At 45.5% G+C, this 22,939-nt stretch carries 22 protein-coding genes and 7 pseudogenes; 12 read left to right on the plus strand and 17 right to left on the minus strand.

Annotated features, from left to right (window positions below):
* Both ssb and EIO60_RS01475 read right to left on the minus strand, forming a co-directional pair.
* On the minus strand, positions 1–477 hold a 477-nt coding region (ssb, locus tag EIO60_RS01470), incomplete at its 3' end, for a single-stranded DNA-binding protein (RefSeq protein ID WP_258575713.1).
* A gap of 659 nt (positions 478–1,136) precedes the next feature.
* Positions 1,137–1,364, minus strand: a complete 228-nt coding sequence (locus EIO60_RS01475) for a hypothetical protein (RefSeq protein WP_258575714.1) — start codon at positions 1,362–1,364, stop codon at positions 1,137–1,139.
* A 145-nt stretch (positions 1,365–1,509) separates the two neighbouring features.
* On the opposite strand from EIO60_RS01475, the gene umuD reads away from it, so the two are divergent.
* From umuD to EIO60_RS16400, 4 genes and pseudogenes are all read left to right on the plus strand, one after another.
* Entirely contained in the window at positions 1,510–1,929 is a 420-nt protein-coding gene (umuD, locus tag EIO60_RS01480) for a translesion error-prone DNA polymerase V autoproteolytic subunit (RefSeq protein ID WP_258575731.1), read from the plus strand.
* A 1-nt stretch (position 1,930) separates the two neighbouring features.
* Positions 1,931–2,311, plus strand: a pseudogene (locus EIO60_RS01485) (Y-family DNA polymerase).
* Positions 2,312–2,394: 83 nt separating this feature from the next.
* Entirely contained in the window at positions 2,395–2,940 is a 546-nt protein-coding gene (locus EIO60_RS01490; RefSeq protein WP_258575715.1) for a DinB/UmuC family translesion DNA polymerase, read from the plus strand.
* Positions 2,941–3,119: 179 nt separating this feature from the next.
* Complete coding sequence (locus tag EIO60_RS16400) at positions 3,120–3,191, plus strand: hypothetical protein (protein ID WP_374058097.1); 72 nt, start codon at positions 3,120–3,122, stop codon at positions 3,189–3,191.
* 460 nt (positions 3,192–3,651) lie between these two features.
* Here the strand turns inward: EIO60_RS16400 and EIO60_RS01500 are convergent, their stop codons facing one another.
* Both EIO60_RS01500 and EIO60_RS01505 read right to left on the minus strand, forming a co-directional pair.
* A complete protein-coding gene (locus tag EIO60_RS01500) occupies positions 3,652–3,888 on the minus strand; it encodes a plasmid partition protein ParG (RefSeq protein ID WP_258575717.1) in 237 nt (78 codons plus the stop codon).
* 27 nt (positions 3,889–3,915) lie between these two features.
* Positions 3,916–4,536 carry an AAA family ATPase gene (locus EIO60_RS01505; RefSeq protein WP_258575718.1) on the minus strand — a complete coding sequence of 207 codons (621 nt, stop codon included), beginning with the start codon at positions 4,534–4,536 and terminating at the stop codon, positions 3,916–3,918.
* Positions 4,537–5,153: 617 nt separating this feature from the next.
* Between EIO60_RS01505 and EIO60_RS01510 the strand changes: the two genes are divergently transcribed.
* Both EIO60_RS01510 and EIO60_RS01515 read left to right on the plus strand, forming a co-directional pair.
* On the plus strand, positions 5,154–5,423 hold the full coding sequence (locus EIO60_RS01510; protein ID WP_258575732.1) for a DUF2726 domain-containing protein: 270 nt from the start codon (positions 5,154–5,156) through the stop codon (positions 5,421–5,423).
* A 659-nt stretch (positions 5,424–6,082) separates the two neighbouring features.
* Positions 6,083–7,011, plus strand: a pseudogene (locus EIO60_RS01515) (Rpn family recombination-promoting nuclease/putative transposase).
* A 159-nt stretch (positions 7,012–7,170) separates the two neighbouring features.
* Here EIO60_RS01515 and EIO60_RS01520 read toward each other — a convergent pair.
* Complete coding sequence (locus EIO60_RS01520; RefSeq protein WP_258575719.1) at positions 7,171–7,449, minus strand: hypothetical protein; 279 nt, start codon at positions 7,447–7,449, stop codon at positions 7,171–7,173.
* Between the two features lie 817 nt (positions 7,450–8,266).
* Between EIO60_RS01520 and EIO60_RS01525 the strand changes: the two genes are divergently transcribed.
* On the plus strand, positions 8,267–9,148 hold the full coding sequence (locus EIO60_RS01525) for a RepB family plasmid replication initiator protein (protein ID WP_258575720.1): 882 nt from the start codon (positions 8,267–8,269) through the stop codon (positions 9,146–9,148).
* 461 nt (positions 9,149–9,609) lie between these two features.
* Here the strand turns inward: EIO60_RS01525 and EIO60_RS01530 are convergent, their stop codons facing one another.
* A complete protein-coding gene (locus tag EIO60_RS01530) occupies positions 9,610–9,798 on the minus strand; it encodes a DUF1289 domain-containing protein (protein WP_258575733.1) in 189 nt (62 codons plus the stop codon).
* A gap of 423 nt (positions 9,799–10,221) precedes the next feature.
* On the opposite strand from EIO60_RS01530, the gene EIO60_RS01535 reads away from it, so the two are divergent.
* From EIO60_RS01535 to EIO60_RS01550, 4 genes and pseudogenes are all read left to right on the plus strand, one after another.
* Positions 10,222–10,527 carry a hypothetical protein gene (locus EIO60_RS01535; protein WP_258575721.1) on the plus strand — a complete coding sequence of 102 codons (306 nt, stop codon included), beginning with the start codon at positions 10,222–10,224 and terminating at the stop codon, positions 10,525–10,527.
* Positions 10,528–10,597: 70 nt separating this feature from the next.
* Positions 10,598–11,027, plus strand: a pseudogene (accB, locus tag EIO60_RS01540) (acetyl-CoA carboxylase biotin carboxyl carrier protein).
* 50 nt (positions 11,028–11,077) lie between these two features.
* Positions 11,078–12,385 (plus strand): annotated as a pseudogene (gene accC, locus EIO60_RS01545) (acetyl-CoA carboxylase biotin carboxylase subunit).
* 61 nt (positions 12,386–12,446) lie between these two features.
* Positions 12,447–13,216, plus strand: a pseudogene (locus tag EIO60_RS01550) (Glu/Leu/Phe/Val family dehydrogenase); the annotation flags it as partial.
* On the opposite strand, the pseudogene traN reads toward EIO60_RS01550, so the two are convergent.
* The 11 genes and pseudogenes from traN to EIO60_RS16405 form a co-directional block, all read right to left on the minus strand.
* Positions 13,192–13,915 (minus strand): annotated as a pseudogene (gene traN / locus EIO60_RS01555) (conjugal transfer protein TraN). The pseudogenes EIO60_RS01550 and traN sit on opposite strands and share 25 nt — an antisense overlap.
* A 114-nt stretch (positions 13,916–14,029) precedes the next feature.
* Entirely contained in the window at positions 14,030–14,347 is a 318-nt protein-coding gene (locus EIO60_RS01560; RefSeq protein WP_258575722.1) for an EamA family transporter, read from the minus strand.
* Positions 14,348–14,371: 24 nt separating this feature from the next.
* Positions 14,372–14,689 (minus strand): hypothetical protein, encoded by a 318-nt coding sequence (locus tag EIO60_RS01565; protein WP_258575723.1) that lies wholly within the window; start codon positions 14,687–14,689, stop codon positions 14,372–14,374.
* Between the two features lie 133 nt (positions 14,690–14,822).
* Positions 14,823–15,626, minus strand: a complete 804-nt coding sequence (locus EIO60_RS01570) for an inositol monophosphatase family protein (protein ID WP_258575724.1) — start codon at positions 15,624–15,626, stop codon at positions 14,823–14,825.
* 46 nt (positions 15,627–15,672) lie between these two features.
* Positions 15,673–16,104: an NUDIX domain-containing protein gene (locus EIO60_RS01575; protein ID WP_258575725.1), complete on the minus strand. Its 432-nt coding sequence runs from the start codon at positions 16,102–16,104 to the stop codon at positions 15,673–15,675.
* Positions 16,101–17,300 (minus strand): DegT/DnrJ/EryC1/StrS family aminotransferase, encoded by a 1,200-nt coding sequence (locus EIO60_RS01580; RefSeq protein WP_258575726.1) that lies wholly within the window; start codon positions 17,298–17,300, stop codon positions 16,101–16,103. The genes EIO60_RS01575 and EIO60_RS01580 overlap by 4 nt, the downstream gene beginning before the upstream one ends.
* A 14-nt stretch (positions 17,301–17,314) precedes the next feature.
* On the minus strand, positions 17,315–18,277 hold the full coding sequence (locus EIO60_RS01585) for a Gfo/Idh/MocA family protein (protein WP_258575727.1): 963 nt from the start codon (positions 18,275–18,277) through the stop codon (positions 17,315–17,317).
* A 57-nt stretch (positions 18,278–18,334) separates the two neighbouring features.
* The gene (locus tag EIO60_RS01590; protein WP_258575728.1) at positions 18,335–19,300 is read right to left on the minus strand and encodes a LysR family transcriptional regulator; all 966 of its coding nucleotides are present in this window, start codon (positions 19,298–19,300) and stop codon (positions 18,335–18,337) included.
* Positions 19,301–21,517: 2,217 nt separating this feature from the next.
* On the minus strand, positions 21,518–21,736 hold the full coding sequence (locus EIO60_RS01595; RefSeq protein WP_258575729.1) for a VOC family protein: 219 nt from the start codon (positions 21,734–21,736) through the stop codon (positions 21,518–21,520).
* Positions 21,737–21,994: 258 nt separating this feature from the next.
* On the minus strand, positions 21,995–22,174 hold the full coding sequence (locus EIO60_RS01600) for a hypothetical protein (RefSeq protein WP_258575730.1): 180 nt from the start codon (positions 22,172–22,174) through the stop codon (positions 21,995–21,997).
* On the minus strand, positions 22,171–22,401 hold the full coding sequence (locus EIO60_RS16405; RefSeq protein ID WP_374058095.1) for a TetR/AcrR family transcriptional regulator: 231 nt from the start codon (positions 22,399–22,401) through the stop codon (positions 22,171–22,173). Before EIO60_RS16405 ends, EIO60_RS01600 begins: the two co-directional genes overlap by 4 nt.
* Before the next feature lie 261 nt (positions 22,402–22,662).
* On the opposite strand from EIO60_RS16405, the pseudogene EIO60_RS01605 reads away from it, so the two are divergent.
* Positions 22,663–22,861 (plus strand): annotated as a pseudogene (locus tag EIO60_RS01605) (YdgH/BhsA/McbA-like domain containing protein).
* Positions 22,862–22,939: the final 78 nt, after the last annotated feature.

A 22,939-nucleotide genomic window follows, 5' to 3' on the forward strand; every position in this document is an offset into this window, starting at 1 on the left:
CGTAGTACAGGTCGTCCAGATGCGAAAAAGGTCGCCCATCGGGCGGCCTTTTCCGGCACTTCCATATGCGATCAACCACTGCAGGCGGCCTCTGAACTGCTGTCCTGCCTGTCCACCTGTACCGTTGCCGCGCCCGCCCAGCATCTGCATGGTGCCGCCGACGTTCACCACCACTTCGGTGGTATAGCGATCCTGGCCGCCCTGGTCCTGCCACTTGCGCGTGCGTAGCTGGCCCTCGATGTAGACCTGCGAGCCCTTATGCAGGTACTCCCCCGCCACCTCTGCGAGCTTTCCGAACAGCACCACGCGGTGCCACTCCGTCACCTCTTTGTTCTCACCGGTCTGCTTGTCCCGCCACGTTTCTGACGTGGCCAGCGTGATATTCGCGACCGCTCCGCCGTTCGGCATGTAGCGCACCTCCGGGTCCAGCCCCAGATTGCCGACCAGGATGGCCTTGTTGACGCCTCGTGAAGCCATGTTCGTTCTCCTCGTGCAGTTGGGTTTTAAACCACGTCACCCGTTGAGTTTCGGGAGCAGCGGTGTTGACGTTTTGTGGAGATCGGCTGGTTTTTTCCTCCGGTATTCACTTCACCCGTTTGAGATCCTTCGCCGCAAGGGCGTAAACCAGCGCAGGTGACGGCAGGCGTCCAGGGTTAAATGAACACAGGGAAAATTTATTTCCGGTCCAACGCAGTGGCCGGAAATAAATTTTCCCTGTGTTCATTTAACCCTGGACGACCACGGCGCCTGTGCTTGTCTCAGCCCCAGCAAAGGACTTAAACCGGTGAAGCCCGGCGGAAAAGCCGAGCACGATGCAGCGACAGCGAAACATCGTTGCGCCTCAGAGCTGCGGCGGATTCAGGCCGTCGCGGTTCGCGCCAGCCCGCTGTCTGGTTTTGTTTTATGAGGTTTATCTGCGGCAGGATACCGGTCGCTGGATGCGTCAGTGCAGGCCCGTGCGCCGCAAGCGGAAGGTAGTTCCGGGCTGATGTGAGGAAATAGTGATTTTCATAACGTGCTCCCTGTTTATGCAATTCCTTAAACGAACACTAATCATACACATCAGACCAGAGATAAAAGGCTGCAGACAGGATTTCAGAGGAGCGCCAGCACGTAATGCTTTGTTTTTCTGGACATCAGACCCTAGCCGTCAGACCCGGTACGCTTTGCGGTCCGGCGAAGCTTGCCGGCTTTTCCGGGTAGCTGAGTGGGGCTGACGATCCCGTCAGGGTGAGCCAGAGGTGGCTCTTATCCACATATTTACTGCACATTCGGCGCAAAAAGCTGTTGATAAACTTCTGCAGGCCGCGCCAGACGGAACCCGAATGAAAAAGGTTGATTTTTACGCTATCGGTTCGCTGCAACTCCGTATAAATCAATGGTCCCGATTAAGCAGCACGTCACTGCTGTTCCTGCCATCTTGCACCTTCCTAAAAGCCAGTTAATACAACTGTGAATACACACAGCATTTTGACAGGAGTTTTTGCTATGTTTATCGCCTTTTAGTTGATGCACCCGGTGGACAATCCGCCGCCCAGCTTCAGGCCTCTTTTCCTGGAACGTGTGCCCTGCGGGTTTCCCTCCCCCTGCCAGGATTACGCTGAGCAGAAACTTGATTTGAACGAACATCTTATAGCCCACAGGGCAAGCACCTTTTTCCTGCGCGCGCAGGGCAACAGCATGCAGGACATCGGCCTCTATGAAGGCGACCTGCTTATCGTCGATCGCTCCCTCACGCCGGCGCATAACGACGTAGTTATCGCTGAGCTTTACGGTGAATTCACGGTAAAGCGCCTTTTGCTGACGCCGAAGGGACCCGTGCTGCAGCCCATGAATCCGGCCTGTCCCGTCATCATTCCCGATCCGGATACGCTGGTCATCTTCGGGGTGGTGGCGCATTTCGTTCATACGCCTAGCAGGAGGAACTGACATGTTCGGGCTGATTGACGTAAACAGCTTTTACGCCAGCGCCGAGAAGGTGTTCCGCCCTGAACTGAGAAATGCACCAGTAGCCATCCTGTCAAACAACGACAACTGCGTTACCACGCACAGTAATGAAGCTAAAATGTACGTAAAATGGGCAATCCGTGGTTCAAGATAAAAAACCAACACTTCCCTGAGAAAATACATTTTTTCAAGCAATTATGCTCTGTATCATTCTATGAGCACGCGCGTAATATCCTGCATCGAGGAGATTGTGCCGCGTCTGGAGATGTATTCGGTTGACGAAGGGTTCTGTGACTGCACGGGTATGGAAATGACTATGCCGTATGAGGATTTCGGGCGCACGTCCGGGCCTGCACAGGCCTGACGGTCAGGGTCGGGCTTTGGCCGACGAAGACCCTAGCGAAATCGGCACAGTGGGCAGGAAAGGAGTGGCCACAGTTTGGTGGGGTGCTGGCGCTCACACCGGGCAATCCGAGGCGAACCGAACCCCTGCTGTCGCGTCAGCCCGTGAGCGAACTCTGGGACGTAGGGTCCCGGCTCGAAAAGCGCCTGCAGCTGCTCGGCGTGACAACGGCACTCGATCTGGCACGCACCTCCCCTTCCTTCATCCGTAAGGATTTTGGCGTGGTGCTGGAGCGTACCGTACGCGAGCTTAACGTTGAATCCTGCATTCCGATGGAGGATACGCTCCCGCCGAAACAGCAGATTGTCGTGAGCCGTAGCTTTGGCGAGCGCATAACAGAATACGACGCTATGCGACAGTCAGTCTGCGCGTATGATGAACGCGTGGCGGAGAAGCTTCGCGAGGACTGGCAGTTCTGCCACCATATCTCCGTTTTTATCCACACGTCGCCTTTTGACATCAGACAGCCGGGCTACGGTAACACGGCGTTCGTAAAGCTGCGCGTCGGCACGCAGGACACGCGCAACATACTTGAGGCGGCGGTTAAATCTTTGGATGCAATCTGGCGCCCGGGTTTTTGCTATGTGTAAAGCCGGCATCATGCTGAGCGAGTTACGGCCGAACTGCGTGGCTCAGTTCAACCTGTTTGATTATGAGGTGCCGCACGTCGGCAGCGAGGCTCTTATGAGTTTGATGGACACGATGAATCGCTCCGGGCCCTACAGCATAGGTTTCGCGCGCGGGCAAAGGAATCGATCCGGACTGGAAGATGAAACGAAAGATGCTGAGTCACGCATGGACGATAAACAGGAAAGAACGGCCTGTAGCTAAAGTGCGCTGACCTAGATGTTTACAGGACATCTGTAAACAAAAGCTCCTTAAACTCATTTGTGTTTATGGGTTTGTACTCAAAAACTCAATCCAGTAATTACTAACAAAAAGATTTGCTTTTGTACTAAACCGTACCTGGTTTTAACCAGCTCTAAAGGTCGCAGTAACTGAGTATGCCGTTACGGTAAAGAAAGCCAGAACACTTTGACTCATTTAAGTAGATAAGTACTCCACCTCCCGTGCACTCTTTTACATATTTACTCAATGCAAAACTATGTGCTTATTGTAAGTATTTTCGTTACAGACCAGCCCAGACAAAGATCACTCAAAGACTCAACTTAATACTTACTTAATTACTTATATAAGTTTTTATATTAACGAGTAAAACCTCCGTTTGGTTGCAGTGGTCATGATTGTTACGGGTTTAAATAACCGTAACCCCACAAAAATACATTGACTCAAATAAGTAATTACTCATTTTTACGTAACCATTCATCAACTAGTTCATTAATAACATCTGTGATGCTGATTCCACGTTTAGCACAAGCAACCTTGAAGCGGGCGTGCTTATCTTCGCTGAAATTCACGTTCACGCGTTTCTGCTTTTCTGACGGAGCTTTTACCTCAGGAGCCTGAACAATTTTCTCCAGATCACGATGCGCGCCGAACGTCATCATTGATGACGAATGTTTTTTCTCAAGAGCCATAACCCCCCCAAATGAGTATATAAGTTTTCACTCAAAAATTAACAGTATTTCTTTAGTCAGGATTTGGATTTCTCCTCGAGCGGCTCTGTCAGAGGTATTAAACACACTCTCTCCTTTAAGAACCGATCTCACATAGCTTTGGCGCTGAGTAATGGCGGTTTTGAACGCTTTGATTCCCGTCTGAGCAATGCTGCTTTTCAAGACACTGAGCATCGTCGCCTGTTCAATCTTTCGGGTGATCAGGAATCGAGCCTCGACAGGGCGGTTATAAGCCTGGGCCTCAAGAACGGTCACCACGGAACCTGCCGCTGAGAAATCGAGCGGACTAGGTGTAACAGGAATGATAATGAGATCACTCACCATCACGGCTGCAGAAGTGATGACAGAAAGTGAGCCAGCGCCATCAATTATAATGTAGTCATAATTGCCAAGTTCTTTACGAACCTGATAGACGTCCTTTTCAGATGAGGCGGTATAAACATCAAATCCGGCCTTACCGGCGCTGTTCCAGTTTGTAAGACTCATTTGTGGGTCAGTATCAACCACTGCGACTTTTTTACCGCTACTGGCAATGGAGGAGCTGACGTTGATTGTTGCAGTGGTTTTGCCAGAGCCACCTTTAGGATTCAGAAACGAAATGATCTTCACGCTCAAAGCCTCATTTGCTTATTTGAGTGATAGTGTAAAGGAGTAAAACACAAATGATCAAAGGTGTAAAGATTCGAAAACACACAAAATCATACACTCAAATGAGTAAAAATACGTTTGTTTGACTTACTTTTTTATGAATTTTGAATTGAGTGCTTTTTGCTATAGAGCCAAGAATTCGTCATTAATAAGGCAGGGGAGGGGGTCCAATCCTGTTTAATGCCACTTCACTTCTGAGCTTGTTGACCTCAATCGTTTGAATTTTCATGTATGGATAACGATGAACTTATCCACTTTTACACTGTTTGTGATTGCCGCTTTTATACTAATTAAAATTCTAAGTAAAACGAGATCCGAACGCCCGCACGAAAAGAAAAGTGGACCGGGGCGCAGCTCTCCTCATTAGCAAAACGAGCGTAGTGATGGTAGCTTCAAGACCCACGAAGAAGTAAGAGAAGAGAATATAGTCGAACGTCAGCCGGCCACATTCAGATGTAACAGAGTTTCACAAGCGCCCGCTGATGAACAAAGGTGAATATTCAGTTTACTGCAGACTTAAGACATTATTAATGTTAGTAGCCTAGATAAAGGCTTTTTGTACGGTATCGCTCGTTGAGATCCCTGGCTCAGACAGCAAACCGGCATACGGGACAATCAACAGTAAGCGGGCTGATTTTGTGATTATCGATCGCAGCGGCCAGTCGGTTGCAGTGGTAGAGTATCAATATCATGGAGCCAGCCCTTATGAGGGAGATGCCAGCGCGCGTGACGCGATTAAGCGCGAAGTCTGTTCAAGTATGGCGATGGTTTTTATCGAACTACCTGCGCGCTACTCAGACGCAGATATCACTGCTATTATTAAGCACCTGACCGCTACAGTCGTCTGAATTTTCAGTGGCACCACCAGAAAAGCCGCCTCTTTTTTTCTTCAAGAACGCGCTGAAGCTCTCTGCTGTGGCGTTTCAATTCCTCATGCATCATTCGCTGTTTCATACTGTGAAAAACCTCATTTCTTACTTCTGAAAAACAGCTGTCTGCTTCTGCTTCGCAGCGGTTGATTGCCCTCGAATAGCCAATCCATATAGAGGCTGAGTTGTACATCCTCCACGTTTTGCAACTGACTTTTAGAAAACATACCATTTGCCTCCCAGTGTTCATGGCAGTGAGCAGGTCGATTGACCACCATAAAGTATTTAATCGGCAATAGAGGGCACATATTTAGGTTTAGGCTACAGGCAGCGGTGCTGAATTCAGGATAAAAGTTGTTGGGTACTATGTGGAAGGCGTAAGCTCAAAAAAAACGGGGTGAAAATCTCAAATTTTAAGAAATTTCCAGTAATTACGGACGTTTCGGACAATCTGGTCTCGTAGCATATACTGCATGGATAAGAAAGAAGCATAATGTTGGCTTGGGCGGCACCTACGTTCCCCGGATTTTGGAGGAGTGCCTGTAGCAGGGAAGGATACAGCCAGAAACATGTATGTTTCTCATAGCAATTTTACTACCGTGGTATCATATTTCGTATCATTTTAAGAGTCAGCATGGATGAAGAAAAAAAGCGGTACTCCTACGCCCCATGACGCCACTTTCCGGCAATTCCTCACGCAGCCGGACATTGACCGGGACTTTATGGAGCTTCATCTTCCGGCAGGGCTGCGCGCACTTTGCGACCTTAACACCCTGAAGCTGGAATCCGGCTCATTCGTCGAGGACGCTCTGCGGCAGTACTTCAGCGACATTCTTTACAGCCTGAAGACCACTGCCGGAGACGGCTACGTTCACGAACTCATCGAGCACCAGTCTTCCCCGGACCGGCATATGGCTTTTCGCCTGTTGCGCTACGCCGTGGCGGCCATGCAGCGCCACCTCGAGGCAGGTCATAAGAAGCTGCCGCTGGTAATACCTGTGTTGTTCTATACTGGAGAATGCAGCCCATACTCGTACTCCATCCGCTGGCTGGATGAGTTTGACAACCCGACAGTGGCTGAGAAGCTGTATGGAAGCGTCTCCCTCTGACATACATCACTGTCATCCCTGACAATGACATCATGAACCATCGCAGCATGGCGGCGCTCACCCTGTTACAGAAGCACATCTATCAGCGTGACATGGCTACCCTGACCGATCGGCTGGCTATGCTGCTGATGGAGGACTATCTTTCTTCACCCCAGGTAACGGCGCTGATACACTATTTACTGCAGGCGGGGGAGTCGGCCGATTCCGAAGCCTTTGTACGAAAGCTGGTACAGCGTGTGCCGCAACACGGAGACGCACTCATGACCATTGCACAGCAGCTGGAACAAAAAGGCATTGAGAAAGGACGTATGGAAGGGCTAGTGGAAGGACGTAATGAAGGAGAACGTGAAGCAACCCTGAAAATCGCGTGTACAATGCTGCAGAACGGCCTCGACCGTGACACCATTATGAAAATGACTGGCCTTTCTGCTGGCGATCTGGCTCAGATCCGGCACTAATCTGTTCAACCGCCTCCCGGATGCGGCCTGAGCATCTGTAGTCGTGCTTTCCTGTCTATTTTTTCCACCTGTCAGAACATCCATTGTAGTCAGTAACTAATGAATTACTGGACTGTTGCAGACATCTTCGGCAAAGCTGACTTTTTCTTATTTCCTTTTTTATTGGTTTTCTGCGATGAGACTGTAAGTATCAGACGTGGTGTCGCTAGACTGTGGGGTCATATGTTCCCCACAGTTGATACACATCTGCCCAAGGCCTGCCAGCAGCGAACTTACCTGTTTTCCATCTTTATCAAAGGCCACGGCTAGGTTAATCCGGTAAAGATATACAGGGTTCACTGCCGAATTCAGGCTCACCGCGTTGTGCTCGGACCACTTCCCGTCACTGAGCACCCGGTACGCCCCCAGCCCTGAGATATCGGTCAGCACATAGGCCACAACGCTCCATACAGGTAGAGCCTGATCCTTGTGGAGCTGGGTGGTGGTTTCTCTTCCCTGAGTTCCTAAAGTGCCGGAACAGGTTTATGAGCATTCTGCGAAGCACAAGTGCTCCGTTAGTCTCCTCCGCAATGATATATCGGTGCTGAGGTGTGAGTGAGCGCGCGATCTAATGCTAAGTATGGCGCCTGCGTAATGCCAGCCTCGGGGTAATTTCTGTCGCTACGAACAAGAAATGTTGAATGAGGAGACAACGTAACCAAATTTCCCAAGTGCGACGCTGCTCTGTGAAATTATGTACAGGGTTTTGAAAAGCCATTAACCGCTTCGAAGATGGTAAGAATGTAAGAGTAAATCTGGTTCACTAGAAAACTGTCTGGTGAGCAACAAATTCTTTGTAGCTCACCAGACAGTTAAAAGCCTTGGGCGCGTTATCAGCTAAAAAATACAGACAAAGCTTCAGAAAGAGTTTATCAGATGGGCAGGTACTTTCACTCTTAGCCTCTACTTAGTCTAGTGGCACACTGGATTTAACTATGACTACAGGTAATTGCAGTTGTAGTTATCCACTTATCCACCGCTTAGATCATTGATTTTAAGACCATTGTAAGATCATATGAGATCATAAAAGATCACAAAGCTAGTAATCCATTGATATCTCATGTAAAAACATCACTTTGGGTATCTACTTTCATGAAAAAGGCATTTACTTTCATGAAATTAGTATTTACTTTCATGGGAAAGGTCTCTATTTTCATGTGTAAAGGGTATTTACTTTCATGGAGAAGGATCCTTTTTGATCCGGGGTTCGAGGTTTATGGAAAACAAAAATGAAATCATAGATATAAGTCATCCATTCTCGATCGTAAAAAAAGATTTAGACACAGTTTATCTACTGGAACCTAACAGCCATAAAACTGTTCAGCCAGTTGCCTTGCTCAGGCTCAGCGTCTTTACGCCTGTGGCCCCAAAGGAAAAAGGCAAGCGCGACTTCATGATCGATGCGTCTGATGAGCTTTCTAGTCTTGAGGTAGCACGGCGTGAGGGCTACACAGATATAAAGATCCAAGGGGCTAAGCTCAGCATGTCTACGGATTTTAAAACGTGGCTGGGTATCATAATGGCCTTCTCTACCTATGGTTATAGTAGTGAAACCATAAATTTACCCTTTACCGAGTTTGCAAAAATGTGCGGTATCAAATCAGCTGATCTTAACGCCCGCTCTCGTAAACGCCTTCACGACTCCCTTTTTAGCATTTCCAGCGTCACACTCGCATTCAGTAGTAAAGACGGTAAGAAATCGATGTTTTCGCATCTGGTGCAACGTGCTGTTCTTAACATGAATACAGATACCGTTGAAATTACAGCTGACAGTAATCTGTGGGAACTGTACCGATACGATCACAAGGTGTTGCTTGGTCTTAAAGCCTTGTCTGAGCTATCCCGTAAAGAAGCGGCTCAGTCGCTCTACATTTACTTTGAGAGTATGCCTGCCGGCACGCTTTATATCTCTATGAAACGCCTACGTGAAAGGCTGGCTATGGGTTCGCCGGTTAAGCTGCAAAACTCCATCATACGCCGTGCTATGGCTGATCTGTACAGAATTGGCTATATCAATTTTATTGAACTGAAGAAGGGCAGAGAGATTCAGTTTGTCATCAACAGCCGTTCCCCAAAGCTTCAAGTGCTTTCCCCCTGATTGAAAAATTGAGTGAAAACATTTTTTCCTGAATGCGATTATAGGTATGCATTTTCATGAACGTATATTGAAAAGGTATCTAGTTTCATGAAGGTGCCATGGACGGTATCTACTTACATGTATGGTATGTATTCACAAAAAAGTATCTGTTTTCATGCTGGAACTCACTTTTCCAACATTTTTACATGAAATGTAGATACCTCATGACACCGTAAATCATGCAAGTAAAGACACTGCTACTGGGATTCCATGAAAGTAGAGACTATTGAACTTTTCTGCATAAACTGATGTTGACGGTATCATGCAAGTAGATACCCTATTATGAAAGCAAAGACCCTGTTGCATGTAACTAGATACCTGTTAAAAGCATGAGGCCGCAGCGGTCTTCATCATCATATGAAATGAACTGAAGATTTTTCTGATTCTTCAGCGGGTTCTGGAACTCAAGGTTTCTGTAGCTGTTAGTTTGTCTCGCTCATCTTGGATATTATTTTCAGCCGCACAGGAAGAGCTCGCTCGATTTCTTTACGATGATAGGGTAAAAGCTTACGCCACTCCCTCGCTTCCTTAAGAGGTCGACCACACCCTTTACACCAGCCTTTTGAATTATCGAAGTTGCAAACATCAGTACAGGGAGACTTAACAGCAATTTCGGCTCCTTAACAGAATTGGCTCAAGCGCTTATGTCTTGCTGGCCAGAAATTATCGATGCAGAAAGATGGCTATAAAATATCGCATTATTTTTAATTTATTGATTTAGATGATAAATTATAAATAGTGGACGCTAATTATTCCATGTGCCGGATGGTCCACAGATGCGTGTATCTCCCATGTTGAATGAATAAGCGCCGGGGTTAGAACCGCTTGTGGTGACCCTATGGCAGTAACCTGGCCTTGTTGCAGAACGAGCACGTGCTCAAAGCCTCTGGCGACCAGATTAAGATCGTGCAGAGCAATGACTACAGTTATAGGCAGGCAGCGCAGCGCTAAACCGCATTAACTCTAGCTGAAACTGGATATCAGGATGATTTACTGGCTCATTATCTTTCACGGACTGAGCACCGTGACGGACGATGCTGGTTATACTGCTGATGACCGGCTTCATATGGATGCCGTGGCTCATGCTGACGCTGGTTCCCCTGCCGGGCATGACGCGCAGAATGGAAATGCAGCTTGCGTCTTTTAACCGAATGCTGCAGGCAGAAACGGGTGCAGACAGGGACAAGAAGCCAGTGTCACCCATGATTACATGTTTTACGTCGGGCATCGCTGATGCCCGGTATGATACCTATCTGTCGAAGGGTGTGATGCCGTCACTCTTTGCCATTGATACACGTATTGCAGCCTACGTATCTAACCTTTACTTATACCCTACCTGAACTTTCTATGTCATGGGCATAAGTATGCTTTGTTATAAAAGGACTTTCTGAAGTATACGGAACCATACTCATGGATATTCGTAAAATTAAAAAAACTGATCGAACTGGTTGAAGAATCCGGCATCGCTGAGCTGGAAATTTCTGAGGGCTAAGAGTCCGTTCGTATCAGCCGTGCACCTGCCAATGTCGGTTATCCAGTCATGCAGCAGGCTTTCGCTGCACCGGCTCCGCAGCCTGCATTAGCCGCAGCCGTCGCGCCAGTAGCAGCGCCGGCCGAGGAAGCGGCCAAGCCTGCTAAAATCAGCGGCCACATCGTGCGTTCGCCGATGGTCGGCACCTTCTGTCGCACCCCGAGCCCGGATGCGAAAGCCTTTATTGAAATCGGTCAGAAAGTTAACGCTGGCGATACCCTCAGCATCGTTGAAGCGATGAAGATGATGAACCAGATCGAAGCCGATAAATCTGGCGTCGTGAAAGCCATTCTGGTCGAAAGCGGCTAGCCGGTTGAATTTGACGAGCCGCTGGCCGTCATCGAATAACGAGGCGAACCATGCTGGATCAAATTGTCATTGCTAACCGCGGAGAGATCGCGCTGCGTATTCTCCGCGCCTGTAAAGAGCTGGGCATCAAGACCGTTGCGGTGCACTCCACTGCCGATCGCGATCTGAAGCACGTGCTGCTGGCAGACGAAACCGTCTGCATCGGCCCGGCGCTGATTTCCGCTGCCGAAATCACCGGCGCGGTTGCTATTCACCCTGGCTACGGCTTCCTCTCTGAGAACGCCGATTTCGCCGAGCAGGTTGAACGTTCTGCTTATCTTCATCGGTCCAAAAGCAGATACCATCTGCCTGATAGGTGACAAAGTCTCTGCAATTACCTCGATGAAGAAAGCGGGCGTGCCGACCGTACCGGGTTCTGACGGTTCGCTGGGCGACGACATGGAGAAAAACCGTGCGATTGCCAAGCGCATCGGTTATCCGGTTATCATCAAGGCGTCTGTCGGCGGTCGCGGCATGCGCGTCGTGCGCAGCGATAAGGATATTGAGCAGTCCATTAACATGACGTAAAGCGTAAGCCAAAGCTGCTTTCAACAACGACATGGTTTACATGGATAAGTATCTCGAGAACCCGCGCCATATCGAGATTCAGGTGCTGGCCGACGGCCAGGGCAACTCCATCTATCTGGCCGAGCGCGACTGCTCTATGCAGCGTCGTCACCAGAAAGTGGTCGAAGAAGCGCCAGCGCCAGGCATTAGGCTAGAGCTGCGTCGCTATATCGGCGAGCGCTGCTCTAACGCCTGTATCTAAATCGGCTAACGTGGTGCAGGCACCTTCGAGCTCCTGTATGAAAACGGTGAGTTCTACTTCATTGAGATGAACACCCGTATTCAGGTTGAGCATCCGGTGACCGAGATGATCACTGACGTAGACCTGATCAAAGAGCAGCTGCGTATCGCTGCCGGTCAGCCGCTCTCTATCAAGCAGGATGACGTGGTCATTCGCGGTCATGCGGTCGAGTGCCGTATCAACGCCGAAGACCCGAACGCCTTCCTAACCGAGCCCAGGCAAAATCACGCGCTTCCACGCGCCAGGTGGTTTTGTCATGCTTTGGGAAGCATACATTTACGCCGGCTACAGCGTGCCGCCGTATTACGATTCCACGATCGGCAAGCTGAGCTGCTATGGCGAAACGCGTGACGTGGCGATTGCCCGCATGAAGAACGCTCTGGCAGAACTTATCATTGACGGCATCAAGACCAACATTGAGCTGCAGATGCGCATTATGTCCGACGAATATTTCCAGCAGGGTGGCACCAACATCCACTATCTGGAAAAGAAACTGGGTTTAAACGACTAGTAACGTCACTTGTTGCCGCTGATTAGCGGGTACATCTGCACACTACAAACCGGAGCTTATTTTGTCAGCACTCTCATATGTGACGGGCGACCCGCATTCAGCATGGCAAACCTATCTGACCTAGGTCGAGCGTGTATTGTCGTTGCTTGGCGATATGAGCCGCTGGGCCGATACGCTATGCCATCCCAAGCGTGCGCTCATTGTCGATATCCCTCTGGAAATAGATGACGGCAGCGTACGCTATTTTGACGGTTACCGCGTCCGGCACAACTTGTCGCGAGGACCGGGCAAAGGCGGCGTACGCTATCATCCTGACGTAACGCTGGAAGAGGTGGTGGCGCTTTCGGCGTGGATGACCATCAAATGCGCCGCCTTAAACCTGCCGTTCGGCGGGGCGAAAGGGGCATTCGCGTCGATCCTTCATCATTGTCCGTGAAAGAGCTGGAGCGGCTGACGCGGCGGTATACCAGCGAGATTGGGTCTCTCATTGGTCCCCAGCAGGACATTCCCGCGCCGGATGTTGGCACCAACGCGCAGGTTATGGCATGGATTATGGATACTTGGTTGACGAATGTCGGCGCCATTTCCACAGGCGTTGTGACCGGTAAGCCAGTACATCTGGGCGGATCGCTCGGGCGAGTGAAAGCGACCGGGCGTTGTGTATTTGTTACCGCCCGTCGCGCAGCCGATAAACTGGGAATTGACGTCGCACAGAGCCGTATCTCCGTACAGGGCTTAGGTAATGCCGGCAACGTCAGCGCTAAACTGTTTTATGCGCAAGGCGCTCGCGTGGTAGCCGTTCAGGATCACACCGCCACCTTATTCTCCTCGGTGTTGCAGTGCGCCAGCCCCGCGCTCTGCCACCATCCGCCGCTTTTGCGGCAGGCCATCGCTTTGCCCGTAAACGCCGTCACGAAGTTCGGGTCTATGCCCGCGAAGTCCTTGCCCGCCGCCGCGAGCGCAGCCAGCTGTGACACCGCCATCTCAGAGCTCTGGTTCTGGCCCGCCTGCATTGCCGAGCAGCTGCCGTCCGAGCCGAAGACGTAGCCGGTGCTTTTCACGGTGTGCGCAACACTGGTAAGTAAGCCTGCTGTAAACGCAGAGGCTGCCGATTTTCTGCGTGCAGGTGCGGGTGCCTTCGCTGCAGTTCGGATTGTCGATGTAGGCCTGACAGGTGTTGGTGTCGTCTTCGAACACGTTCCACTGCGTGGTGTAGCCCCAGCAGTCGCTGTAGACGCTGTAGGCCTGTCCGCCCACCGTGACTGACCGGGTGCCGCCAGGATCGCTGCAGACCTCGCTCATCTTCACCGCGTCGCCCATGTCGGCCGGGCAGCTGTTGGTCCACAAGATGTCAGCCTTTACCGTGTCGTGCACGGCCTGCATTGGAAAGGTCATGCGGAAAACGTTTGTGCCGTTCGCAATATTGCGCATGATCCCGTCACGCGACTGTTCGTAATAACTATCCGTGTCGTAGTGCAGCTGGAGGGTAATAACCTGCCCCTGCATCACCTGCTGCGTGGGAATACTCATGACCCCAGCAAAGCGCGGCAAGAAGCGTAAGCTGCATAGTCAACGGGGTAATATCTGCCGTGCCGTCGCTGCCCATCCCAACCAGACACATCCCCATCCCGGCAATAGTGAAGCCTAGGAAATGATAAAGCGCAGCTTTTCGCCAAAAAAAATTCCGAGAAGGGCTGTAAAGAAGGCCTGAGACTGAATAACCAGTGAGGCAATTCCGGCAGGCATTCCCAGCCGCATCGCTAAAAAAAGCAGCGCAAACTGTCCGAAACTGATGGTCATGCCATAAAAAATCAGTAGAGCGATCTTTGTCTCGGGCGGCTTAATAAAAAATATTGCGGGCAGTGCAATGAGCGTAAAGCGCATGGCGGCGAATAAAAAAGGCGGCATCCCCGCTACGTCAATTTTGATAACGACAAAATTTATCCCCCAGATGAGTATCACGGAGGCAGTCGCCTGAATTCATGGTTAGTTCCTTTCTGGTTTTTTATCCACTGCAGCTGTTAATTGCCCGCTCAGCAGTAGACAGAGAGGATATCGATACGCATCCGCAATGAGTAACGACAGCTGTTCTTCCGGACAATCCAGCATGATGCTGTGCCCACAGGCAAATTCATGAACGCGCCACTCTGGATTTTCTTTCAGGCGGCTATAGGTTGACTCAAACCAGTTTCCACCGTTTCTGGCGGCATATAAAAAAGATCGTTTAATGGTGGATAATGCCGCTGACTCTCCTCCCTCACGTACGGCCTGAACAAATTTTGAATTAAAACCCAAGGCAAGCATGTTGAAATAGTCATTTTATGTAGAATACATTGTTTATATTAGGAATTACTCAGAATAAACAAGATTACCTGACTCGTTATCTTCTAACTTAAAAATGTTCAATTTATTATCCTAAGTGACCCAGTTACTGGGTCTAAACATCCCTTCCATTTAATTGTACAATCAATTCATTTAAAAGTGTCTGCGACGAGGCAGTGAGTAGGCTGCCTCCATATAACAAATTAGTAACGCTACCATTCATATCTGAGCAAACTACGCCCGCTTCACGCAGGCAAGGTATTAATGCTGCAATATCCCAGGGCTTCATAATCGTATCGATTGCTGCGTCAATACGTCCCAAGGCCACCATAATATGTTGATAGCTATCATTGATAAAAATAACGTCTCTCGCTAAATCGAATATCTTTGATAAATTATAGGCTTTGCTGCCTTCTCGTCTATCAAATGTCGTGCTATGAATACCAGAGGCAGATACTACTGCCTTTGCAAGTTTGACCTTATTAGCCGAGCTAATCCATATTTTAACTGGCTGATCATTTCCGTTTTGAAACCAACATCCGCTATCTTTGGATGCATAAATTAACTGGTTTAACGCAGGAAATGATATTACACCTACAATTGGCTCATTGTCTTCGACATATGAAATTAGAGTACTAAAAAGGGGAACGCCATACAAAAATGCTCTTGTCCCATCGATAGGATCAATGATCCATCCTGTTGACACCTGTTCACCGTTTTTTGAACCAAATTCTTCACCCAAGATCTCACTATCTGGCTTTCTAGAAATGAGAAGATTTCTAATTTCTTTCTCGATGGTCAGGTCAGCTTGGGTCACTATAGATTTATCAGCTTTAGTAGTAAATTTTTTGGTTCTCTCAAACTCTTTTACGGTGTAAGGGCGTATCATTTTGACAGCTTCTAAAGCAATATTTAACATTTTAGCTCCGAAGAAGCTGGGTCAATGATATTGACCCAGTAAGAAATCATGCAGCCTGAAGTACTTTCATCATAAAATTGTCTAAATTATATACGAAGTCATCTATTTTAGAAAGTGCATAATCTGAATGTTCTTCACTTAGTTTTATTTTTCCATTACAAAAAACAGTAAAGCTAAGTTGCAAACATTTTTTATTATTAGCTATGTATTCAACAGCGCTAACAAAATTTCTAACATCAGAAACCTCTAAGCTAGTTTCTTCTTTTATTTCGCGTTTAAGCGCTTGCAACATAGATTCGCCATCTTTTATCCCACCTGAAGGTATTTCCCATGAGTTAGGCATAAACTCATGTGGAGAACGTTTTAAAAAAAGAAATGCACTTTCTTTTCCAACGATGCTAATGATGCCTCCAACAACAATCCGATCGTACTTATCCAGACTATCAATAATTTCATGCGGAACTAAACGCTCAATCATTTTCTATACAGCTCCGCAACTTTATTGATTATAGTCAGATAGTTATCAATGAAACCATGACGTTCTTCACCGTACCAAACATCTAACTTAAACATACTATTCTGAAAGTTAATTGCATTTTCAAAGTGACGCTTTTCGACACGAATTTTTTCAGAGTAGTCTTGTGAAATCTTATGCGGCGAGTGGAATAAGAAATATCCATTAAGGGGGCAAGTTGATCCTGGAATGTCGGCTTCAACAGCACCAAGTTCATTTAGCTTTGTTACAAACTCGCGTAGACCTATAGTAAACTTTGTTTTATCGAAAAGAACAGGTAGGGCGTACCATGCTGGATCAGCCTTTTCTGGAATACGAGCAACTTTCAAGCCATCAATCAATTCAATGCCTTTTTTCATTAACATTGCAGTTTCTCGCTTTTCTATCATCATTTGTTCAAAGTGAGACATCTGTGGCATTACTACGGCAGCCCCTAATGGATGCATACGCAAATTCAAACCTGTGCCAGTAATTGCAAAATCTTTTAGATCTTCATTACGAACTTCTTTTTTTGCACGCTTGTTGAAATGGCCTACTAAAACGGCTCTTTCATACATCCTACGGTGTTTAGTAGCAAAAAATCCGCCCTCGCCAGAGGTGAGGATTTTTTTACCCTGAAAACTCCATGCAGAGCCATCGCTGAAGCTTCCAATCATTTTGCCATCCCAAGTTGCACCATGAGCATGTGAGCTGTCTTCAAGAAGCAATAAGTTATGGCGCTTACAAATATCCATAAGCTCGTCCATATCACAAGGAATGCCCCACATGTGCGTAACTACAACAGCCTTGGTTTTGCTAGTAACTAAGGCTTCTACGGTCTTAGGATCAACATTACCATTATCTCCGCAATCAGCAAACTTGAGCTCAGCTCCAAGCTGATGAAGGGGCGCACAGGTTGCAAAAAAAGTGTAGCTTGGGACAATTACTTCATCTCCACGTGCAATTCCTGCACCGTAGAACATAGAGAATAGGGCTGTCGTTCCTGAGTTAACTGCAATTGCGTTTTCAACATTAAACTTCTTTTTGAATTCCCCTTCAAGGCGCTCATAAATGCCACTATTATCATATATGGAGATATCTTCAAAAAGCTGATTTTGAACGCTATTTTTTATTTCATCAGAAAATTTAGGGTGTGAAAATTTTGAGTACTGATTAGTCATAGTGTTATCTCCTATTATGCAGCCACGTTAAACTTACTATTCATTACTGCCTTTTCCAGAATACGCATCAAAGATGTCGAGCTACTTAGATTTCTTTCAAAACCCGCCTCACCACTATCAAATAGGAAGTCTTTGTACATCCTAACAAACGGTGAATCGTCTTCAGCTTCAATCCTCTTAACAAGTTGCTGTTTTTTATTTTTGACTGTTAATCCTTTCTTGTCTGTATAGAATATCTTGCTCTTACCATAAGCAGTAATATCTTCATGTTTTTCAATTTCTACGCACGAAATATAGGCAAATATAATTACACCGGCACACTCCATTTCCACAAAAGCCATATCTTCTACGTTATAATTTTCTTCTGAAGAATTTAATAATCTTGCATGATTAACAGTTACTTCTTTACCATCGAATAAATAATTTATGATGTCTATAACGTGATAACCCATATCTAGCCAAACACCACCACCTGATGTGGAAAATTGGCTTCTCCAGTTCGCGTTAGGATTTTCACTTGGAATAGTATATCTAATTGTTAGGTGAGAAATTTTTTCGCCAGTATCATTTATTTCTTGCTTAAGTAATTCATATGCAGGCGTATATCTCTTTTGACAGACTGTAAAAATTTTGAGGTTTTTACCGCGAGATAAGTCACTGAATTTTTTTGCTTCAGCCAAGTTCAAAGCAAAAGGTTTCTCTTTAATAATTTTCAAAGGGAAATCGCTGCAAAATATTAGTACGTCATAATACAAATTATGAGGCAAAGCAACTACCAACGTGTCAGGTCGCTCTTTTTTAATTAGCTGTTTATAGCAGGTATAAGTTGGAACTTCATAATCCAGCAATTTTTTCGCACTATCTATATTTCCTTGAGATATATCACACAAAGCATGGATTTTAATATCAAGAGAAATAATGGCAGGGATGTGTTCTTTAACCACTATATTTCCACATCCGATTACAGCAATCTTCATTTTAGCCTCCCTGTCCCATTTAGAATGAGACTTACGTAAGAAAAATGTACCTTTAGATTAGATATTTGAACTACATGAACTGTGAAGATAATCCCTTATCATCTTGTTTTTTAAGTTATATTTCATGCGCTTATGATAAAGAACTACATACAAAACCTCTATCCTTTTGAGAATATCGTTTTTTAGAGGCAGCTGGAGCCTAACCATTTTATCAAAATTGCTTTTTATATAAGGCCAGCAGTATGTGGGAGCTATAGCGAGTCGATGCTCCTCAGGATTTGAAGCCAGCTGAACAGCATGTATAAAATTGTTGACCACTAGAGTTATTTTTCTTTTATAACCTATTTGATTCAAACATGTATCGAGAACCCATTCCTTTTTGTTTTCCCAAGAAACACCTATATGCTCATGCCGAATAAAAGATTCGAATGACCAGTCTTCAATTAAGACCGGGTGATCTTTATGAATATATACTGACGGAATGTCTCGAAATAAAATCTCATGACAAATATTAATAGGTAATTTATCAGGGTGATATTTTGAATCTGTACATGATTCCAATCCGCATACACCAACATCAACTTCACCATGTATTATTTTGGACGTGGATTTATAATTCCAATTTGATATGTTAATATCAAGATCTTTAGCACCCATTATTTTATGTAGATCTGACGAAATATTTCTCAAGGATACTGTGAGAAAATGTTCTTCAAGTGTTAAATTGATGTTTTGCCCATTCCAATTTGTTTTTATTTTAAATTGGCTTATAAATTTTGCCTTTGAAAGCAAATCTTCTATCATTGGGTATAACTGTTCTGAGAGCGGGCTTGGAATAAGCTCATTAGGCGTTTGAATAAACATTTCGTCATCATACCAACTTCTTAATTTAGCCAGGTTTTTTGAAATAGTTGATGGATTAACGTCTAGTCTTTTAGCCGCTCCCCTGACCGAACGCTCAGCATATATAACAGAAAATGTTTCAAGTATCTTTAAATCAAATCCCTTCAAAAAATAGTCCATAAAGTCACCGTTATTTATTAATTTATTACCGATATTGTGTGATTATAATAAACATTATAACCACTAATTTTCAGCAAGCATATTGAAATTTTTCTAGCGTTACCGTTAAGCCAAGATAAAAATGAAATGCATAAACCTGTAATGGGCGCTATTATAGGAACTGCACATGGAACTCCATGTAATTGAGAATATTTTTAATATATAACTTTCTGTTCTGTAGCGTTCCTTTACTCTAATTTTCGTCGTCAAATAGCAAATGCCACTACCGGCTCCTTGTGAGAATCTTGTAATAAGGAAGTTTGTCCCTTTATCGTAAGATAATATTAACATAGCATGAGGATAACTAAACTATGTTAGGCAACCGGCTAAGCAAATACATTTATTACCTTAACTCTCCGAAGCTTTACCTGCAATGATTAAACCATCAGCCACACCAATCAAATAAATAGTAAAGAACCATCCTGAACAGCTCTCCCTTATTGATAGAAAATCATCGATTTCAGGAGTATCTACTAAATGCAAGCCTAATTCTAGTAGATAAAACACAACAAGAAATAATAGCAGAATAAATTCTTTTTTTTCATATTAAATCATACTCTTCGAGTGCTGGAGTAGGTTAATTGATGGATTTTACGATTTCAACATATCATTAAGGCATTCATACATTTCCATTTTAGCAACACCGAACTAAACTTTGTGCACTACATAAGTTTTATCTGCTTCTGTTAAATATTTGTTTTTCAAAGATGGATAAGCATCGAATACTTTTGTCTCATGTTTTTTATAAAGCTTTCATATGAGGTTTTATCTGTAAAATTTTTAATTTGGCATCATGCATCGTCTTGTTTGATTGCCAAATCAAGACTGCTAGATATAAAAGCTTTTAAGTTATTAGAGCAGAATATTCAAACATGCTGATTGAAAAAGGCCAGTATGATCAGTGTGGGGTTGTTGTACTGCTGCATCGGTTTCGACATAAAAAACCTAACTCGCAATCAATAAAAGAATATTTTAATATTTCATTGGGGTTTTGCCACCGCTGTGGAATTTTTTCACAAAGATACTATATAATGCTATTTATAACTAACATCCCTAACGCCAAGTAATTTGTATTTTTAGTGTTGTACAGAGGACAGAATTAAAATCTGGCACTCAAAGCAAGGGATTTAATTGTCAACTTTGTAAGTTTTGCAAGGCTCGCTTTGTGTCCATCATTATTCAATTCGCAAAATACGAAAATCCCCTCAGAAAAAATAATCTTGTGTAAAATTTGATGGTATATACATATCTCTTCAGTCGTTTACTTAATGATAAACGCATCAAAAATTATGATTGTATCAAGATTGAGTTTAGTTAGATGACCTGTTTCTTATTTTAAGATACACTAAATGTTAGCAATCCCCCCAACTTATGTGGGAAACCAGCAAGGTTTTCCTTTTTGCTCACAGCTGGCCGTTATGTGGTACGCAATCCCGTGACAGATGTCTCTAATCCTTTCCTTTATGTTGTTTACAACTTCACAATCGAACCCTGCCCGCGTATACGGCCAGGACACTCCTGATCTGCTCCTCGACGATTATCACATGTTAATGTTAGTCCTGCATCCCAGCAGTAATGACAAATGAGAACGTCCGCTTTTCGCTCATAGCAGACTTTAAACACGCCCTGTCCGTTGCCATCAGACCCTAGCCGTCAGGCCCGAACCCCGAAGGGATTCGGCGGAGCTTACCGGCTCTGCCGGTTAGCGCAGTAGGGCTTGACGACCCGGTAACGCCGGGGAGCCGGAGGGAGCTATCAGGATATAGACATGAATGTCTCCTGTGTGCCAGAAGCCAATATTGCAGACACAGTTTTCAGATTATCGGTTACTGGAGTCAGTTCAGCTTGAAACGTATATAAACGATTTGCCGGAAAGAAAAAATATTTGGTCTAATTCGGAACTGACGATAAGCCATGAGCCGTCCTGTCATCAGGTTTGGTAACCGCCTTAGCGATCACCTATATAAACTTATTAGCCACAAAGAATAATCTACAGACTTTTAGCGATGAAAGTCATGAATAATTTATCCTGATAGTAGAATTCAATTCTTATCCCACTAGGTTCATAACACATCATGTGCATTAATGTCCCCTCGCCTCTGAGCGTCGGCTCGAACTCGATTTCTATCAACACGTCAAGAAGCTGAAACAGAACCTTTTTACTGTCAACCCGCAAAGCTAGGTGGTGAAAGACGACATTTTTTTACGGTCATATTTAATAGGCCCTTCTGTTTGCGTTTTCCAGAGCGTGATTGTAAGTGCATAATCTTTAACGAAAATAGCAGGATAATCATCCCGTCGCTTAACTTCCTGCCAGCCTAGTAATTTAGTAAAGAATGCAGCACTTTCTTCAAGATTTGATACGGCCAGACCAATATGATGCACACCAGTAGTCACTGATATTATTATTAATCTCCACTAGAACGTTGTTTGAGCCAGCGTTTGGATCGCTAATCGGTAAGTGAGTTTGTGGGATGCGATATCAGTAAATTCGGCTCGGATAATTATGCCTTCCATAAAGGCCATGATAGCTTATGCTTTCTTTCCCGTTTGCCTTTCATTGAAATTCTGATAATCAGAAATAACCTTTATAATTAAATCCTTAATCCATTCCTTATGTATTGTGGTCGCAACCACAATTTCATCATCATATTCTTAAAATTCCGACATCGCATGCATAAACATACAACCGTAAAAATCCTCAGCACCAAACCATTCAAAGTGCCAGTCAATTAATGCATCCAGTTTCTCTTCCATACTCATTTCATGAGTGACCACACTTCCCAGCAGATCTTCAAAACGCAGATGCCTGCGAGCCAGGACTGCCAGTATCAATTTATTTTTGAACCAAAATGTCGGTACATTGAAGTCTTTGATACACCGGCGGTATTTCGGATCAGGTCAACGCCGACAGCTGTATACCCATTGGCATTAAATAATGATTCAGCAGTATTAAGACCATAAAACTTCCAAAGTTTAAAATGAGTATACGCATGAAATAAGCACATCTGAATCATCTGGCGAGACGGATACAGATCTGTACTATATCCAATGTAACACATTTCGTGTTGAGATTACTCTTTTTAAGAAATGGCCCTGCACCTTGCTTCCATTATTTTCCTGGAAGCGCGTCGAACATACTGTAGACAGGTCTTTCCAGCATAGGCTAGTTTACTGCATAAGATTATCTGATCCACTTGATAATAAATGAGACATTTACCTTATGCGCCGGATTGCTTAATCTTTGTCTCACACCGAGAGCAAATATGCTTTCAACCACACAAACTAAGGATTAAGACAATGAAAACTATCAAAGCAAAGCTATGTCAATCGCCGCTGTTGACGCTCTTTCACTGATGTCAGCCTCAGGCTCCGCGCAGACCGTTACCGCAACTGCCTCAACGCTGGACGGTGCCGAAGCTAAAATCGCAGCGCAGGCTCAGCAGCAGGGCTGCTCAATATAAAATCACTGAGGCCAGCACCAGTAACGTTATTCACATGACCGCTGAGCTGCATAAATAACGGTTGATCGCATATGGAAGTGCCGGAAAAGGCCGCCCGATGGGCGACCTTTTTCGCATCTGGACGACCTGTACTACG

This window comes from Candidatus Pantoea persica (assembly GCF_013753875.1).
Lineage (GTDB): Bacteria > Pseudomonadota > Gammaproteobacteria > Enterobacterales > Enterobacteriaceae > Pantoea > Pantoea persica.